Annotated in this window: 16 protein-coding genes; 2 read left to right on the top strand and 14 right to left on the bottom strand. The window is 67.4% G+C overall.

From position 1 onward, the window contains the following. The first annotated feature begins 37 nt into the window (after window positions 1-37). Entirely contained in the window at window positions 38-1,483 is a 1,446-nt protein-coding gene (locus tag AUL38_RS05670) for an MFS transporter (RefSeq protein ID WP_059059956.1), read from the top strand. Window positions 1,484-1,537: 54 nt separating this feature from the next. On the opposite strand, the gene AUL38_RS05665 is transcribed toward AUL38_RS05670, so the two are convergent. The 6 genes from AUL38_RS05665 to AUL38_RS05640 all read right to left on the bottom strand — a co-directional run bounded on the left by AUL38_RS05665 (window position 1,538) and on the right by AUL38_RS05640 (window position 7,137). Further along, window positions 1,538-2,323 (bottom strand): ABC transporter ATP-binding protein, encoded by a 786-nt coding sequence (locus AUL38_RS05665; RefSeq protein ID WP_083506631.1) that lies wholly within the window; start codon window positions 2,321-2,323, stop codon window positions 1,538-1,540. 11 nt (window positions 2,324-2,334) lie between these two features. Further along, window positions 2,335-3,393 (bottom strand): iron chelate uptake ABC transporter family permease subunit, encoded by a 1,059-nt coding sequence (locus AUL38_RS05660; RefSeq protein WP_059059952.1) that lies wholly within the window; start codon window positions 3,391-3,393, stop codon window positions 2,335-2,337. Beyond that, on the bottom strand, window positions 3,390-4,463 hold the full coding sequence (locus AUL38_RS05655) for an iron ABC transporter permease (protein WP_059059951.1): 1,074 nt from the start codon (window positions 4,461-4,463) through the stop codon (window positions 3,390-3,392). The genes AUL38_RS05660 and AUL38_RS05655 overlap by 4 nt, the downstream gene beginning before the upstream one ends. Beyond that, on the bottom strand, window positions 4,460-5,518 hold the full coding sequence (locus tag AUL38_RS05650) for an ABC transporter substrate-binding protein (RefSeq protein ID WP_059059949.1): 1,059 nt from the start codon (window positions 5,516-5,518) through the stop codon (window positions 4,460-4,462). The genes AUL38_RS05655 and AUL38_RS05650 overlap by 4 nt, the downstream gene beginning before the upstream one ends. Window positions 5,519-5,667: 149 nt before the next feature. Then, complete coding sequence (locus tag AUL38_RS05645; RefSeq protein ID WP_059059947.1) at window positions 5,668-6,510, bottom strand: AraC family transcriptional regulator; 843 nt, start codon at window positions 6,508-6,510, stop codon at window positions 5,668-5,670. A 48-nt stretch (window positions 6,511-6,558) separates the two neighbouring features. Continuing rightward, window positions 6,559-7,137, bottom strand: a complete 579-nt coding sequence (locus AUL38_RS05640; protein WP_059059945.1) for a TetR/AcrR family transcriptional regulator — start codon at window positions 7,135-7,137, stop codon at window positions 6,559-6,561. A gap of 88 nt (window positions 7,138-7,225) precedes the next feature. Between AUL38_RS05640 and AUL38_RS05635 the strand changes: the two genes are divergently transcribed. Continuing rightward, window positions 7,226-7,960: a siderophore-interacting protein gene (locus tag AUL38_RS05635; protein ID WP_059059943.1), complete on the top strand. Its 735-nt coding sequence runs from the start codon at window positions 7,226-7,228 to the stop codon at window positions 7,958-7,960. On the opposite strand, the gene ribB is transcribed toward AUL38_RS05635, so the two are convergent. The 8 genes from ribB to AUL38_RS05595 all read right to left on the bottom strand — a co-directional run bounded on the left by ribB (window position 7,948) and on the right by AUL38_RS05595 (window position 13,515). Then, window positions 7,948-8,568 carry a 3,4-dihydroxy-2-butanone-4-phosphate synthase gene (ribB, locus tag AUL38_RS05630; protein ID WP_059059941.1) on the bottom strand — a complete coding sequence of 207 codons (621 nt, stop codon included), beginning with the start codon at window positions 8,566-8,568 and terminating at the stop codon, window positions 7,948-7,950. The genes AUL38_RS05635 and ribB overlap by 13 nt on opposite strands. Before the next feature lie 137 nt (window positions 8,569-8,705). After that, window positions 8,706-9,416 (bottom strand): thioredoxin domain-containing protein, encoded by a 711-nt coding sequence (locus tag AUL38_RS05625; protein WP_083506630.1) that lies wholly within the window; start codon window positions 9,414-9,416, stop codon window positions 8,706-8,708. Beyond that, the gene (locus AUL38_RS05620; RefSeq protein ID WP_235590622.1) at window positions 9,413-10,372 is read right to left on the bottom strand and encodes a cytochrome c oxidase assembly protein; all 960 of its coding nucleotides are present in this window, start codon (window positions 10,370-10,372) and stop codon (window positions 9,413-9,415) included. The genes AUL38_RS05625 and AUL38_RS05620 overlap by 4 nt, the downstream gene beginning before the upstream one ends. A gap of 154 nt (window positions 10,373-10,526) precedes the next feature. Further along, window positions 10,527-10,955 (bottom strand): hypothetical protein, encoded by a 429-nt coding sequence (locus tag AUL38_RS05615; protein WP_059059939.1) that lies wholly within the window; start codon window positions 10,953-10,955, stop codon window positions 10,527-10,529. A gap of 75 nt (window positions 10,956-11,030) precedes the next feature. Beyond that, window positions 11,031-11,702: a GAP family protein gene (locus tag AUL38_RS05610; RefSeq protein WP_059059937.1), complete on the bottom strand. Its 672-nt coding sequence runs from the start codon at window positions 11,700-11,702 to the stop codon at window positions 11,031-11,033. A 35-nt stretch (window positions 11,703-11,737) separates the two neighbouring features. Then, window positions 11,738-12,088, bottom strand: coding sequence for an SHOCT domain-containing protein (locus AUL38_RS05605; protein ID WP_059059935.1), 351 nt, complete (start codon window positions 12,086-12,088; stop codon window positions 11,738-11,740). Window positions 12,089-12,097: 9 nt separating this feature from the next. Beyond that, the gene (locus AUL38_RS05600) at window positions 12,098-12,565 is read right to left on the bottom strand and encodes a DUF6325 family protein (protein WP_059059932.1); all 468 of its coding nucleotides are present in this window, start codon (window positions 12,563-12,565) and stop codon (window positions 12,098-12,100) included. Continuing rightward, window positions 12,562-13,515 carry a DUF1214 domain-containing protein gene (locus AUL38_RS05595; RefSeq protein WP_059060000.1) on the bottom strand — a complete coding sequence of 318 codons (954 nt, stop codon included), beginning with the start codon at window positions 13,513-13,515 and terminating at the stop codon, window positions 12,562-12,564. Before AUL38_RS05595 ends, AUL38_RS05600 begins: the two co-directional genes overlap by 4 nt. Between the last annotated feature and the right edge of the window lie 107 nt (window positions 13,516-13,622).

Here is a 13,622-nt window from a genome sequence, read left to right as displayed (position 1 = left end):
GAGGGCGACGCTGCCCGTGAAGAGAAGACGAGCAGCTATGCGATCCACAACGCCGCCAACACCGGACAACACCCCCGCCCACACGGCGAGCACCGCTAGTGGCGGTCCCGGAGCCAAAACCCCCGGCAACCGCGGACTCATCTTCGCCCTCGCCATCTCGGTACTGAGTTTCTCGATGATGCAGACACTGCTCGTACCGGCACTCCCCATATTCATGCGGGAGTTCGGAATCGATGCGTCGCTCGCCGGCTGGATCCTCACCAGCTACCTGCTCTGTGGCGCGGTCGCCGCTCCGATCCTCGGTTCCCTTGGCGACCGCTACGGTCACCGCAAGATCCTGCTGCTCACACTCACCGTGTTCGTCATCGGCGGCGCGCTCACCGCCCTCGCCCCCTCGCTCCCCGTGCTGCTCGTTGGCCGCGTCCTCCAGGGCGTGAGCACCGCGACCTTCCCCCTCGCTCTCGCGATCGTCCGCCGCCACACCACGGGTCCAGCCCAACGCAGCGCGACCGGCTGGCTCAGCGGAACCCTCGGCCTCGGCGCCGGCGCGGCGCTCGTCGTCGGCGGAGTCATCGTCGAGGGCCTCTCCTGGCAGTGGCTCTTCGTCACGGGGGCAGTGATGGGCCTCCTCTCAATCACACTCGTGCTCGCATGCGTTCCAGCATCCACGCGCGGCGCCGCCGCACGCACCGACTGGCCGGGCACCACGCTCCTCACCATCGGCCTTCTCGCTCTGCTGCTCGGCATCTCGCAGGGCAGCAGCTGGGGCTGGGCATCGGCCAGCGTACTCGGGCTCTTCGCGCTCGCCGCAGCGGCACTGACCGCGCTCGTGCTCGTCGAGCGACGCAGTGCGGCGCCCCTCATTGACGTACGCACGCTGTCGCGACCGGCATTGGCCGTCACGAACGGCCTCACACTGTTTCTCGGCTTCATTCCGTACCTCTTCTACGTCGGTTTGCCCGTGCTCCTCCAAGCAGACCCAGCGGCCGGATTCGGGCAGGGGTTCACAGTGACGCAGACCGGCATCGCGCTGCTGCCCGGCGCGATCCTCGTCTTCCTCGGGGGCCGCTTCGCCCCGTGGCTCATCGGGCGCACCAGCTCCAAGCTCTCCGCCCTCATCGCCCTCATCGTGATGGGTCTCGGAAGCCTCGGCGTCGCGGTCATGCCGGACTCACTCGCGGCAATCGTGCTGTTCTTCTCGCTCGTTGGGCTGGGCAACGGCATCGGGTTCGCCGTGGTCTCCGACCTCGTGGCCAGCCTCGCCCCGCGCGACAGTATCGCGGCGGCTCTCGGCGTCAACGGCGTGCTGCGCACCGTCGGGTCCGCGCTGGGCGCCCCCATCGCAACCGCCGTACTCACCGGGGTCGCGGTTGCCGCTGCAGGGGGCAGCACGCTCGTCTCATTCACCGCACTGTTCACCGTTGGAGCGGTCGTGAGTACCCTTGGCGCAGTACTTGCGCTGACGCTCCCCGCACAGCGCTAGTGAACCTGCCCAGCGGGTGCGCGAGAGCGCCCCGCTGGGCAGGCTCACTACGGGTTACCGGCGCCCACCAAGCGGCAGCACGAGCGGCGCCCCCGAGACGGGATCCTCGATCACCTTGCACGGCAGGTCGTACACGGCCTCGACGAGCTGCTCGGTGATGATTTCACGCGGGTTCCCCTGCGCGACGATCTGGCCGTCCCGCATCGCAACCAGATGCGACGCATACCTCGCGGCGTGGTTGAGGTCGTGCAACACCGCGACAAGCGTCGCGCCATCGCGGTGCAGTTCTGCGAACAGCTCCATGAGGTCGATCTGGTGCGCGATATCGAGGAACGTCGTCGGTTCGTCGAGCAGCAAGTGCCCGGTCTGCTGCGCGAGCGCCATCGCCACCCACACTCGCTGTCGCTGCCCGCCCGAGAGCTCGTCGACGAGTCGCCGCGACAGCTCGGTGACGTTCGTCGCGTCCATCGCCTGCGCGACGGCGGCCTCGTCAGCCTGGCTCCAGGTGCGCATCGCGTTCTGATGCGGGAAGCGGCCGCGGGACACGAGATCGGCGACGGTGATACCGTCGGGCGCGAGCGAAGACTGCGGCAGCAGCCCGAGCCTTTTTGCGACCTCCTTCGACTTCTGCGAGTGGATCGCGGTGCCATCAAGCAGCACGCTGCCCGCGGAGGGCTTGAGCAGCCTGGCGAGTCCGCGCAGCAGCGTCGACTTACCGCACGCGTTGGGGCCAATGATGATCGTAAACGAGCCGTCTGGCACCTCGAGCGTGAGGTCTGAGATGACGGGGTCGTCACCGTAGCCAAGGGCGACATCGCGCGCGATGAGCGAGGTGGGCATAGGACGTCCTTTCACGCGCGGCGCGCGTACTGGGCTGCGAGCAGCCAGGCGAGGTAGAGGCCACCGACCGAGACAGTGATCACGCCGACAGGCACCCGGAGGAGCTGTGCGACGGTGTCAGAAACGACGACGAGCGCAGCGCCGGTGAGCATGAGTGGCACCGTCCCCATCGGGGTGTTCGTGCGGGTGAGCCGCTGGGAGATCTGCGGGGCGGCGAGCGCGATGAACGAGATGGGGCCAGCTGCCGCGGTCACGAGTGCGACGAGCGCGACACCGAGCACCATTGCGGCGAAGCGGGTGCGGCCGGGGTGGACGCCGAGCGCTGTCGCAGCGTCGTCACCCATTTCGAGCACGGGCAGCGTGCGGTTCAACGGCAGCGCCGCGACCGCCACGAGCACGAACACGGCCGTGGCTGGCAGCAGCTGATCGAAGCCGAGGGAGGCAATCGAGCCAGCACCCCAGGTCGCAGCCATCATCGCCTTCTCAACGCTCACCGAGATGAGGATCCAGGAGGTGAGCGATCCGAGGCCGGCGGAGACCCCGATGCCGACGATGATGAGTCGGAACGATGACACGGTGCGCTTCATGGCGAGCGCGTACACGAGGAGTGCCGTGATGAGCCCGCCGACGAGCGCGCCCGCGGCCTTGTACATGTAGGTGTTCAGCCCGAGGCCAACCATCATCAGGGTCACGCCGAACTGCGCCCCGACGCCAAAGCCGATGATGTCGGGCGAACCGAGCGGGTTGCGCGTCAGCGACTGGAAGATGCCGCCGGAGAGCGCGAGCGCCGCCCCGCATAGCACCGCGAAGAGCACTCGCGGGAAGCGCCACTCGAACACGACCTGCCGGGTGTCGGGGTCGACGTTGGGGTCAACGAGGGCGCGCAGCACGTCACCGAAGCTCACATCGTATGCTCCAATCGTCATCGAGGCGACGCCCGCGACAATGATGACGACGACGAGGGCGATGCTCACGATCACGGAGCGTACGGGGATTGCCCAGGCGACGGAGCGGTTCTCGACGCGATACTCGCGCCGACCGAAGTCGACGGTCTGCTGGGGGTTGGTCATAGTCCACTCACCTGCCTGCGGCGCACGAGCGCGATGAGCACGGGGGCGCCGAGCAGTCCCGTGACGATGCCGACCCGGAGTTCCCCGTTGGGGAGCACAACTCGGCCGAGGATGTCTGCGAGGAGCAGGAAGATTGCGCCAACGACGAGCGAGTAGCTGAGCACCCAGCGCTGGTCGGGACCGGTGAACCAGCGCACGGCGTGCGGGATCATGATGCCGACAAAGCCGATGGGGCCTGCCGCCGCGACGGCGGTGCCCGCGAGCAGGGTGACGGCGACGATGACGACCACCCGGGTGACGCGGATTCTGGCGCCGAGGGCCTGAGCAAGATCGTCGCCGAGGGCGAGCGCGTTGAGTGAGCGGGCGCTGAGCAGGCCGAGCACGAGCCCGGCGATGATGAGCGGGGCGGCCCAGGCGAGCTGATCGAGTTCGCGACCAGCGACGGAGCCGACGCCCCAGAAGCGCATGATCTGCAGGGTGGAGTTGTTCTGCAACACGATTGCGGTCGTGAAGCCGGTAAACGCTGCGCCGAGCGCGACGCCCGCGAGCGTGAGCTTCATGGGTGTCGCCCCCGTTGGCCCGACGGAGCCGAGTAGGTACACGAGCACGGTGAGCACGAACGCGCCGCCGAGGGCGAAGGGCACGTAGGATCCGGGAGCGGTGAACCCGAGCACGCCGACGGCAAAGGTGACCGCGAATGAGGCGCCGGCGTTCACGCCGAGGATGCCCGGGTCGGCGAGCGGGTTTCGGGTGAATGCTTGGATGAGCCCGCCGCAGACCGCGAGCGCGGAGCCGATGAGGATCGCGTAGACCGTGCGGGGCACACGCAGCTCACGCACCATGAGGTGCAGGGGGTTCTCGTCGTCGTAGGCAGTGAGTGCGGTGAGCACCGTGCCCGGGTCGATCGCCCGGCTGCCGACCGCGAGCGAGGCGATCGCCGTGAGCACGAGCACACCGAGCGCGACAATAAGCCCGAGTGTGAGTACCCAGGCGCGGCGGCGGATGACAGGACGGCGAACCGCCGAGAGCGGGGCCGCCGCGCGGCCCCGCTCAGAGAGGTGCTGGGTCATTCGCCGGTGTTGGTCGGCTTGCCCTGCAGCGCTGCTGCGAGATCGTCGACGTACTTCGGGAGGATGTACTGCAGTGAGAGCACGGTCGGGGCGCTGATTGCCGACGCCTCCGCCTGGTCGCTGTAGATGACGTACGCGTTCTTCTCGATCGGGTTCCAGCGGGAGATGATCTTGTTCTCGACGGTGGCGGTGCCCTCGGCCTTGCTACCGCCCCAGGCCGCGAACAGGTCGGCCTCGACGTCGTAGAGGTTCTCAAGACTCACGCCCGTGTACCAGTTGTCGCCCTCTGCGGTCGCGAGGAAGCTCTCCATCGCGCTCGTGGACTTGAATCCGAGCGACTCGGTGATGCGCACGCGGGGATCGTACTCAAGGTACACGCCGAGGTCCGTGCCGCCCTCGGTGAGGGTGAGGCCCCACACGAAGGTCTTGTCTTCGAACTCGGGGTGCTTCGCAGCGAGCGAGGTGACGAGCTCATCGGTCTCGGCGACGAGCTCCTCTGCCTTCTCGTCTTCCCACATCGCCTTGCCAACGGTGCGGGTCATTTCTTCCCAGGTGCTCGGATCCCACGGGCCCTTGATGTAGGGCACGGTCGGGGCGATCTCGCTCAACCGCTCGTACTCGACGTCGGTGATTCCCGAGTACAGGCTGAGGATGAGGTCGGGCCCCAGCTCCTTGATGCCCTCGTAGTTCGGGCCTTCCTTTGCGTACGGGATGATCTCGGGGGTCTCGCCGTACTCTTCCATAACGAAGTCCTTGAACCAGGGCTGGTAGCCGCTCTCGTCGGCTCCCCAGACCTCCTCGACGCCGACCGGGTTCTCGCCGAGGGCGGCGACGATGTCGGGGGTCATCCAGCCGAGGGCGACGATTCGCTTCGGCTTCTCTGGGATGTTCGTGGAGCCGTGCGCATGCTCGATCGTCACACCGGTTTCGGCACCCTTCTCGGGTGCAGTGTCTGCGGGGGCCGAGCAGCCGGTGAGGGCGATTGCGGCGGCGGCGACGAGCGCGGCGACCCCTGAGAGGCGCCGGGTTTTTGAACGCGCGGAAGCGTGCAACATTGTTCTCCTTGCGGGAAGCGGTGGTCTGGGCCGCGAACTGCGGCGAAAGTTAGGCAAGCCTTACCTAACACATCGATGCTAGGAGCCAGGCAACCCGCGGTGTGTTGCGGAGCAGACGACTTTTACCGCAAAACCGCCAAACATCGGATTTACCGCCAATACGAGCGGTGTGCGTCGTCAGACTGCGCCCGCGCCGCGTACTGCCTGGGCGTCATTCCGAACCGACCCTTGAACGCGGCGGAGAAGGCGCTCGTCGAGTCGTAACCGCACTTATTTCCCGCGGCGCCAACCGGGGTGCCGCCAACAATGAGGCGCGCCGCCGCGGTCATCCGCACACCGGTGCGCCACTGACCAAAGCTCATACCGATGTCACTACTGAACACGCGCAGCACGGTGCGCTCGTGCAGCCCATGCTGCGCGAAGAGCTCACGCGCGGTGCGCACGTCGCCGGGGTGCGCGAGCACGGTCTCAACCAACGGGCGCACGCGCTCATCGCCGGGAACAGGAATCTCACCGGCGTCCCCGAGCGGGTCAGCCGAGGGCTGCTGGAGCATCTCGATAATGACACCCTGAATGCGCACGCGCAGTTCAGGGTCCATGTCGTCACTCCCCAGGTGCAACATCATCTCCTGCACCGCGCGGTGCACGAGCACCCGGTTCACGGCGGTCACCGGTTCGTGGAGCCCGGAGTCTGGAATATAGGTGTAGCACCCCACGGAGTCTCGCTCGTGCCTCGCGGTGTGCGGCGTGTGCGCGGGGATCCAAATCCCTTGCCCCGGCGCCAGCCGCCACATCGAGTCTTCGAGATACACCCACACGGTGCCGCGGTAGCACCAGGCGAGCATCGGGTCAGGGTGACTGTGGGGCGGGGCCACGGGTCGCTCCCCGTAGTCCTCGCCGGTGATCACGCCCGTCGACATAAGGAAGGGAGCCGTCATCGAGGAGTCGCGCAGCGCGCTCGCTCCCCAGTCCACCGGCCCCATCCAATTCATCAGATGATTAGCGTAGCAGGGCCCGGGTGCCGCTGGCTGTACGGAGGGTTAGCGCGCGAGGAACCTCCGGGCCATCTCGCGAATCTCAGCGGGGTCCCCGCTCCAGCCAGCCGCCAGGGTGCGGAACAGCGTCGGCCCAACCAGCTCTGCGGCGAGCGCAGCGAACTCGGTCACCGGAGGTGCCCCGAGGGCCTCATGCACGTGCTCGCCCCCGACCACTGCGCGCGCGGCGTCGCCGAGCACATCAGTGCCTCGCAGCAGCTCGGCGACCTTGCGGTCGTGCTGCGCCTCGCCGAGGAGTGCCCGATAGGCAAGGCCCGCGTCGGAGGTGGTGAGAAACCCAGAGAGTGCCGTCAGGAACGCAACGACGTCGTCTTCGGCGCTCCCCGCCGACGCGACGGTGAGCTCGCGCACCGCGTCGGTCGCACTCGCTTCGAGCAGGATCTCCGCCTTCGAGGACCACCAGCGGTACACGGTTTGCCGCCCCACCTTGGCGCGCTCGGCGATCCCCTTCATTGTCATGGCCGCGTAGCCCTCGTCGACGAGCATGTCATCCACCGCCCGCAGCACGGCGAGGCGGGCATCCTCGCTCCGCGGTCGACCCAGTGGCTTCGTGCGCTCGTCCATGCACTCACCCTAGCAGTTTCGAGACTTGCTGCCCCGAAACTACACGGATACCATTACGGTGCACCCTGTCTCGATAAAGAAGGACTTCATGATTACACCAGCCACTCGCCCACCCCGCGGCGACCGCCGCCCCGCGGTCTCGCGCGATGTCGTCGTCACCTCACGCACCACCATCAGTGAGCACATGCTCAGACTCACCCTCGGGGGCACCGACCTCATCGCCGCTGTCCACGACAGCCCCGGAGCCTGGGTCAAACTCTTCGTCGACGAGCCCGATGGCTTCGGAGAGCACGGCCGCGCCTACACCGTGCGCGGCTTCGACCCCGTGCGCGACGAGATATCCATCGACATATTCCTCCACGGCCTCGGCACGATGCCACGCTGGGCATCGGAGTGCGCCATCGGCACACGCGCCCGCATCGGCGGCCCCCGACCGAGCGGCGCCCCGAGCAGGTCTGCGAAACGGATGGTGCTGTTTGGCGACGAGACCTCACTTCCAGCCATCGCAGCCATCCTCGAGCGTGAACACTCCCACCGCCCCGTTGCGGCATTCATCGAGGTCGCAGACGAGCGCGACCGCCAAGAGCTGGAGGCCCCGGGAAGCGCGACGACGACCTGGCTCACCAGGCGCCGCGGCGAGGCTCCGGGCTCCCAGCTCCTGGCGGCAGCCACACAGACTGAATTCACGGCAGACACCGGCGTGTGGTTCGCGGGAGAGGCGGCTTCCGCCCACTGGTTCAGGCGAAAGCTCCGCCCCCTCACGCTCGCAGAACTCCACGTACAGGGATACTGGCGCAGCGGGGTCGGCGACTACCGCGAGTAGCCGCCGGCCCCCGAAGTGGCTGCCGCGACCGCCGCAGCCACTTCGGTGACCGTCGTGAACGCCATGCACGCAAACAACGCGTTCGCGTGCACGTCGCTGGCCCGCCGCATTTCCCCGGCATCATCCACAAGCTCCGCAAGCACACCGACCGGCAGCAGGCCAGCCAGCCGCAAGAGATCGACCGTCGCCGCCGTGTGCCCACCGCGACCGAGCGTGCCACGTGGGTGCGCGCGGAGGGGCAGAATGTGGCCGGGCCTGATGAGATCAGCCGGCCCGGTGGCGGGATCGGCAAGCACATTCACCGTGCGCGCACGGTCGGTCGCAGAAATACCCGTCGTCGTGACATCGCGCGCATCGACAGTCACGGTGTAGGCAGTCCCGCGCGGATCCTGATTCTCCGCAACGAGCGGCGGAAGCTCGAGCGCGTCCGCGCGCTCCGCGGTGAGCGGCGCGCACAGCAGGCCGGAGGTGTGGCGCACCATCCACCCAATGGATGACGCGGTCGCGAGCTCCGCCGACACGATCGCATCGACTTCGTTTTCGCGCGATGCATCATCAGCGACGAGCACCACGCGCCCCGCTCGGAGGTGGTCTAGCACCTCGGGCATTGGCGTCAACTCTTGCGTATTCACAACTATCACTCCCAGCTTCACATTAACGAGACACTATGTCTTGAATAATGCTACCATTTCGGGACACAATGGCTCGCTAGCCGAGTGACAGCCGCGGGCCCCGCCGCGGCGGCCTACTTGCGCGCCGCGATGGCGGCGTCAAGCGCCTCCGTGATGTCGTCGACGTACTGTGGCTGGAACTGCTCCCCCTCAAGGAAGAACGTCGGAGTACCCTGCACACCGAGCGCCTGGCCCGCTTCGAAATCGAACTCCACCCGCTCCTGCGTCGCGGGGTCTGCCACCGCACGGTCAAAGGCGGCAAGATCGAGCCCCAGATCCTCCGCATAGCTGCGGAACCTGGGCGCCTCCGACTCACGCCCTTCACCCCACTCCGGGAGCGTCTCGTACATCCGCTGATACATCTCCTCGAACTTGCCCTGCTGCGCGGCAGCCTCAACCGCAACCGCAGCATGCATCGAGTTGAGGTGCCCGGGAATCGGGAAGTATCGGACCACGAAGTTCACCTCGCCCGCGTACTGCGCACGAACCTCCTCCATCACGGGGTACACCTCGCCGCACGCCTCGCATTCGAAGTCGAGGAACTCGACGAGCGTCGGAGCATCCTCGCCCGCGTCATCCAGCCGGTGCGAGTTCTCTTCCACGAGCGGGACAGCCGGCGCGGTTGCCCCGGGGCCCTCTCCTTCGGGCTTCTCACTGTTCTTCGCGGAAGCGAACACGAGGATCGCAATGAGCACGGCAAGGAGCACCGTCGGAATGGTAATGAGCGCAGCCTTCGCAGAGGTGCTCAGGCGCTTGCGCGGCGGTGTTCGGAGATTGTCGGTCATACCGATCCTTTCGTATGGGGCTGGCGACTGTCCTGAGCAGCAACCTCAGCCAGGTAAGCGTTGTATTCGTCGAGCGCTGCGTCCTCCGCCGGCCGGCGATGCCGCGCGAAGCGCATGTCGCTCTTTCGCCATTTCGAGAGCGTCACGATGAGCACGATGAGCAGGGGCAGTTGTCCGTAGGTCCACACCAGGCTCCCGCTCAGCGACTGGTCAAGTGCACGACTGATCCCCCAGCCTTCCGGCTCCTGTGCGTACCAGCTGAGCATGCCGCTGGCGCTCCGCAGCAGGACGAGGCCGAAGAGCGCATGGACTTGGAGCTCCAGAAACGCCCCGACCAGTCGCACCGAGAACGACGGCTTCCGCGGCAGCGGGTCGAGCGCCCAGAGCGGCGCGCCCCCGATCACGCCGAACACGAGCAGCAGGGCGAGCAGCATCTGGTGCCCGCCGGGTATGGCGAGCACCGAGCTGACCGCATCAGTGAAGTACAGGCCGGGGAACGCAGCGATGGCGACAATAATGGCGACCGAGGGGTGCAGCAACACTCGGGCGGCACGTGAGCGTTGCGCCCCGATCGCTGCCCGAAGGATCAGGCGACCCGGCCCGCGATGCGGCACGGTACGCAGCAGCAACGTGCCAGGCGAGCCCATGAGCAACAGGGGCGGGGCCGCAACGAGCAGAGTGAGCTGCTGAAAAATGAGGGCGGTAATGAGTTCGTCCGCGTGCGCGTTCAGGCCGAGGCCCGTCGCGATAAACCAGGCGGCGCAGCCGAGCACGAATGAGATCGTTCCTGGAACCGTCCAGCTGCGGCCGCGTACCCACAGCGAGATCGCCCCGGCGAGATAGGCGAGGGCGCTCGCGATGGCGAGCCATCCGAGCAGTGAGACGCTCGCGAGATCGAAGGCGAAGAGGTCAGAGAGTTGGAGAGTGTTCGTGAGTGCGCGGCTCGTGAAGATCACAGTACGAAGCGCCTTTCTCAATCATCGCGGCGTGCCGCGGTCGAGCTGAAATGGGCGCGAAGCCACCATCGATCACTGGATCGACCGAGGCCAGCGGTGCTCGGGAGCATCCCTGGGTGCGCGCCGCGCCCAGGAGTCGTCGAGCACAGTCCGTTCAGGTTCGACTGATGGAGAGCAGGCGGAACAGCGGCAGCGACAGGCCGCGGGTTGCCGATTCCCATCGCCGCAGGGGCGGCGTTTCGCTCGGCCTCGCTGGCGCAAGCTCTGGGGCCAGCCGCGTCGCCAACCACACGAGTGTCACGAGCAACACAAGCACGCAGGCAGCAGCAACGCCGAGCGCTTCGTCGCCGGGCTGGGGTGCGACCGCAGCGTCTCGCCCCACCGGCTGCATCGCCTGCGCGGGCTGCGAAGCATCGCCAAGTGACGGGGCTGCGACAGTAGTCGCCGACACCGGGCTCGGAGCGACAGCGGCACCGTGGACGTGTGGGCCGATGAGCGTCAGCGCAAGGAAGGAGACGAATCCGAGCAGAAACAGCAGACCGCGGACTGACACCGGCCGCACGCCGGCGCTGAACGTTCCCATCGAATGATCACCGCCCTGAACTCGCACTCAAGGTAGCACTACGACGGTGAGGAAGCGCTGAGATTGCAGGCGCCGCTAGAAGCTGCCGATCCCCTTGCCGAGCAGCTGCGCGCCGAGCAGCACGAGCACGACCGCCATGATCGCGGCGTTGTTCGCGGTGAGCCAGGCGCGGATCGCGTCGAGCGCGTGGCTCGCCCGCTCAGGAGCGACAAGGTAGGCGACGACGGGAAGCGCAACGCTCAGGGCCGCGAGCACCACGAACACGACGATCACGACGGCGTTCGCGCCAGCGCCGAGGGCGGTGTGGCCGATGCTTGCGCCCGCGGCGACCGCCATGAGCAGGTTCTTCGGGTTCACTGCGGCGAGCGCGAAGCCGAGCGCGAGGGCTGCGCCGGGCTTCATGGTGTCGATCGCGGCCATCCATTTCGGCAGCTCGGCGGTCTCGCCTGCCTTCGGCCGCGACCGCCACTGCTTCACCGCGAGCAGCAGGAGCGCAGCTCCGATGAGCAGCTGAACAACGCCGAGGATCGGCTGCGAGGCACCCTCCTCGCGGTCGGGGATGACCCCTGCGAGCAGCGTGAACGCGACCACCGCGACCGCGATGCCGAGCAGCCAGCCCGTGAGAAAGCCCAGGCTGAGCGGCCGGGGGCGGGGCGACATCAGCATGAGGATCGTCGCGATGATCGGGATCGGGCTGATCGCGATGGCGACGGCAAAGGGGAGGATGTCGCCGATAGCGGTGTTCATGGTGCTTCTCTCGTGTGGGTGTCTCGTGGAGGCGCTCAGCCGCCGAGCAGCTGCCGTTTGGCCTGCTCGAACTCGGCGTCGGTGAGGATGCCCTGCTGCCGGAGCGCGCCGAGCTGCTGCAACTGCTGCACGAGGTCGGGGGCCGCGGCAGGGGCGGCGCTCGCGGCAGTGGCGGCGCTCGCGGCAGTGGCGGCGCTCGCGGCAGCCTCCATGTCCTGCTGCTGCAGCATGGCAGCCTGCTGCTCCTCGGCAGCACGCTCGCGTTGCCGCTGCGCGACCGCGCCCCCGACCGCGCCGCTCACTGCGGTCGCGGTGCCGGCGACAACTGCCGTGCGCACAGCGGTGCCGAGCAGTCCGGGGCGTCCAACTCGTCTCATGAATGGCATGGGGGTCTCCTAGGCTTCGGCTGCGGGGTCTGCGGTACCGGCGTCAACGAAGACGACGTCGTGCAGCAACTGGTTGACGGCGGGAGCTGGGATCCGCTCAGCGTGCACGACGGTGCCGCGGGCGGCCGCCACGCGCTCGGCGAGCGTCGTCGCCCAGCAGTGTTCAAATGCGGCAATGGCAACGCTCAGGCCGGGCCGAGCCGCCTCGAGGCTCTCGGCGACATCGGATTCGCTCACGAGCCCCTGGAGACCGAGTTCCACGTGCTCGATGCCGCCGCCGGCAAGCTCCGCGATCTCGGAGAGGACGACGGAGCCGTCGGCTCCGCGGCTCGCGATGACGAGATCCAGCAGGCGAATCGTGCCGTCGTTCGACAGTGCCCGGAGCGCGTCGAGTACTCCCGGGTCAGGCCTGTCGCCCTCGAACTCGATGACGAAGACCTCGACCGGGCCGTAGTCGAACGAGGTCGCTGAGCTCATCGCCCGGCCCCTGTGACGTCGATCTCCGGGAAGCTCCAGCGGCCGTCGAGGATCTCCTGGCGCGGCCGATACATGCGCACGAGGTAGTTCCAGCCCTCCATGATCGGGAGCAGGTTCGGGACGTCGGCAGATCCGCCGAAGTGCACCGTGATCGAGCCGTCGGCGTTCGGCACGCTCGTGATGCTGTTCAGGCTGTACGCCCCGAGCGGGTTCTCCTCGAAGTACCCCTCGGCGTTGTACAGCGAGATCGACCAGAAGCCGTCGACCGGCACCTCGCCGATGGTGAGCGAGTACTCCGCGGCGGGGAGGCCGGGCGCGACGTTGATGTAGGAGGCCTCGTGCTCGGGCAGTCCGCCCCAGCCGACCGCTGCGCCGATGAGGTGGCGCACCGGGTCGACCTCCTCCTTCGTGCCGAAGCAGCGCTCAAGGCCCGACAGGCCCTTCGCGAGTTCGAGAAGCGCGGTACGGGTGGCGGTGTGCGATGCCTCGTCGTAGTCGGGCAGCTCGAAGGCGTTGCCCGAGGTCGAGGCGATGCTGAGCTGGCGCTGCAGCGCGTTCACCGCGGCGACGTCGTCTGAGTCTTCCGGGTTCACGAGGATGCGCGCGGCGACCATCACGAAGTCCGTGTCGAACTCCTCGCGCGTGAGCGTGTACTCGCCGGCCGTGTGGAAGATGCGGTTGATGAAGTGATCCTGGTTCACGATCATCACCGAGACGTAGCGCTCCCCCGCGTCGGGAATGGTGAGCGTCGCGCCCTGGGTGATGTCGACGACGCTCGCGCTGTAGAGGGTGTCGCGGTTCCTCCGGATGCTCGGCTGCTCGTCGATCGCGGTCGGCACGAAGCCGTGGCTCCAGATGCCGGTTCCGCCCACCTGCGCCACGATCGCGGCAAACATGCGGTCGCTCTCCGCGCGCACGAAGTTGTCGACTGACACTTTGCGACTCACCATTGTGAACTCCTCTTTCTGTTGTGCTCCAATCTTCGAGCGGATCGGCTCGGGCCGCATCACCACCAATTGGTGAATTCCGGTGACGTTGCTGCCGTTCTCGCGCGAAG

The sequence above is a fragment of the Leucobacter sp. G161 genome (genome assembly GCF_001482305.1).
Classification (GTDB): Bacteria; Actinomycetota; Actinomycetes; order Actinomycetales; family Microbacteriaceae; genus Leucobacter.
The sequence above is the reverse complement of the archived record's forward strand: the minus strand, read 5'-3'. Positions and strand labels throughout refer to the sequence as shown.

Bases quoted from the DNA above. Each gene is read 5' to 3' on its own strand.
- AUL38_RS05670 (WP_059059956.1), top strand. From the start codon at position 38: ATGCGATCCACAACGCCGCCAACACCGGACAACACCCCCGCCCACACG.
- AUL38_RS05665 (WP_083506631.1), bottom strand. From the start codon at position 2,323: ATGCCCACCTCGCTCATCGCGCGCGATGTCGCCCTTGGCTACGGTGAC.
- AUL38_RS05660 (WP_059059952.1), bottom strand. From the start codon at position 3,393: ATGACCAACCCCCAGCAGACCGTCGACTTCGGTCGGCGCGAGTATCGC.
- AUL38_RS05655 (WP_059059951.1), bottom strand. From the start codon at position 4,463: ATGACCCAGCACCTCTCTGAGCGGGGCCGCGCGGCGGCCCCGCTCTCG.
- AUL38_RS05650 (WP_059059949.1), bottom strand. From the start codon at position 5,518: ATGTTGCACGCTTCCGCGCGTTCAAAAACCCGGCGCCTCTCAGGGGTC.
- AUL38_RS05645 (WP_059059947.1), bottom strand. From the start codon at position 6,510: ATGAATTGGATGGGGCCGGTGGACTGGGGAGCGAGCGCGCTGCGCGAC.
- AUL38_RS05640 (WP_059059945.1), bottom strand. From the start codon at position 7,137: ATGGACGAGCGCACGAAGCCACTGGGTCGACCGCGGAGCGAGGATGCC.
- AUL38_RS05635 (WP_059059943.1), top strand. From the start codon at position 7,226: ATGATTACACCAGCCACTCGCCCACCCCGCGGCGACCGCCGCCCCGCG.
- ribB (WP_059059941.1), bottom strand. From the start codon at position 8,568: ATGCCCGAGGTGCTAGACCACCTCCGAGCGGGGCGCGTGGTGCTCGTC.
- AUL38_RS05625 (WP_083506630.1), bottom strand. From the start codon at position 9,416: ATGACCGACAATCTCCGAACACCGCCGCGCAAGCGCCTGAGCACCTCT.
- AUL38_RS05615 (WP_059059939.1), bottom strand. From the start codon at position 10,955: ATGGGAACGTTCAGCGCCGGCGTGCGGCCGGTGTCAGTCCGCGGTCTG.
- AUL38_RS05610 (WP_059059937.1), bottom strand. From the start codon at position 11,702: ATGAACACCGCTATCGGCGACATCCTCCCCTTTGCCGTCGCCATCGCG.
- AUL38_RS05605 (WP_059059935.1), bottom strand. From the start codon at position 12,088: ATGCCATTCATGAGACGAGTTGGACGCCCCGGACTGCTCGGCACCGCT.
- AUL38_RS05600 (WP_059059932.1), bottom strand. From the start codon at position 12,565: ATGAGCTCAGCGACCTCGTTCGACTACGGCCCGGTCGAGGTCTTCGTC.
- AUL38_RS05595 (WP_059060000.1), bottom strand. From the start codon at position 13,515: ATGGTGAGTCGCAAAGTGTCAGTCGACAACTTCGTGCGCGCGGAGAGC.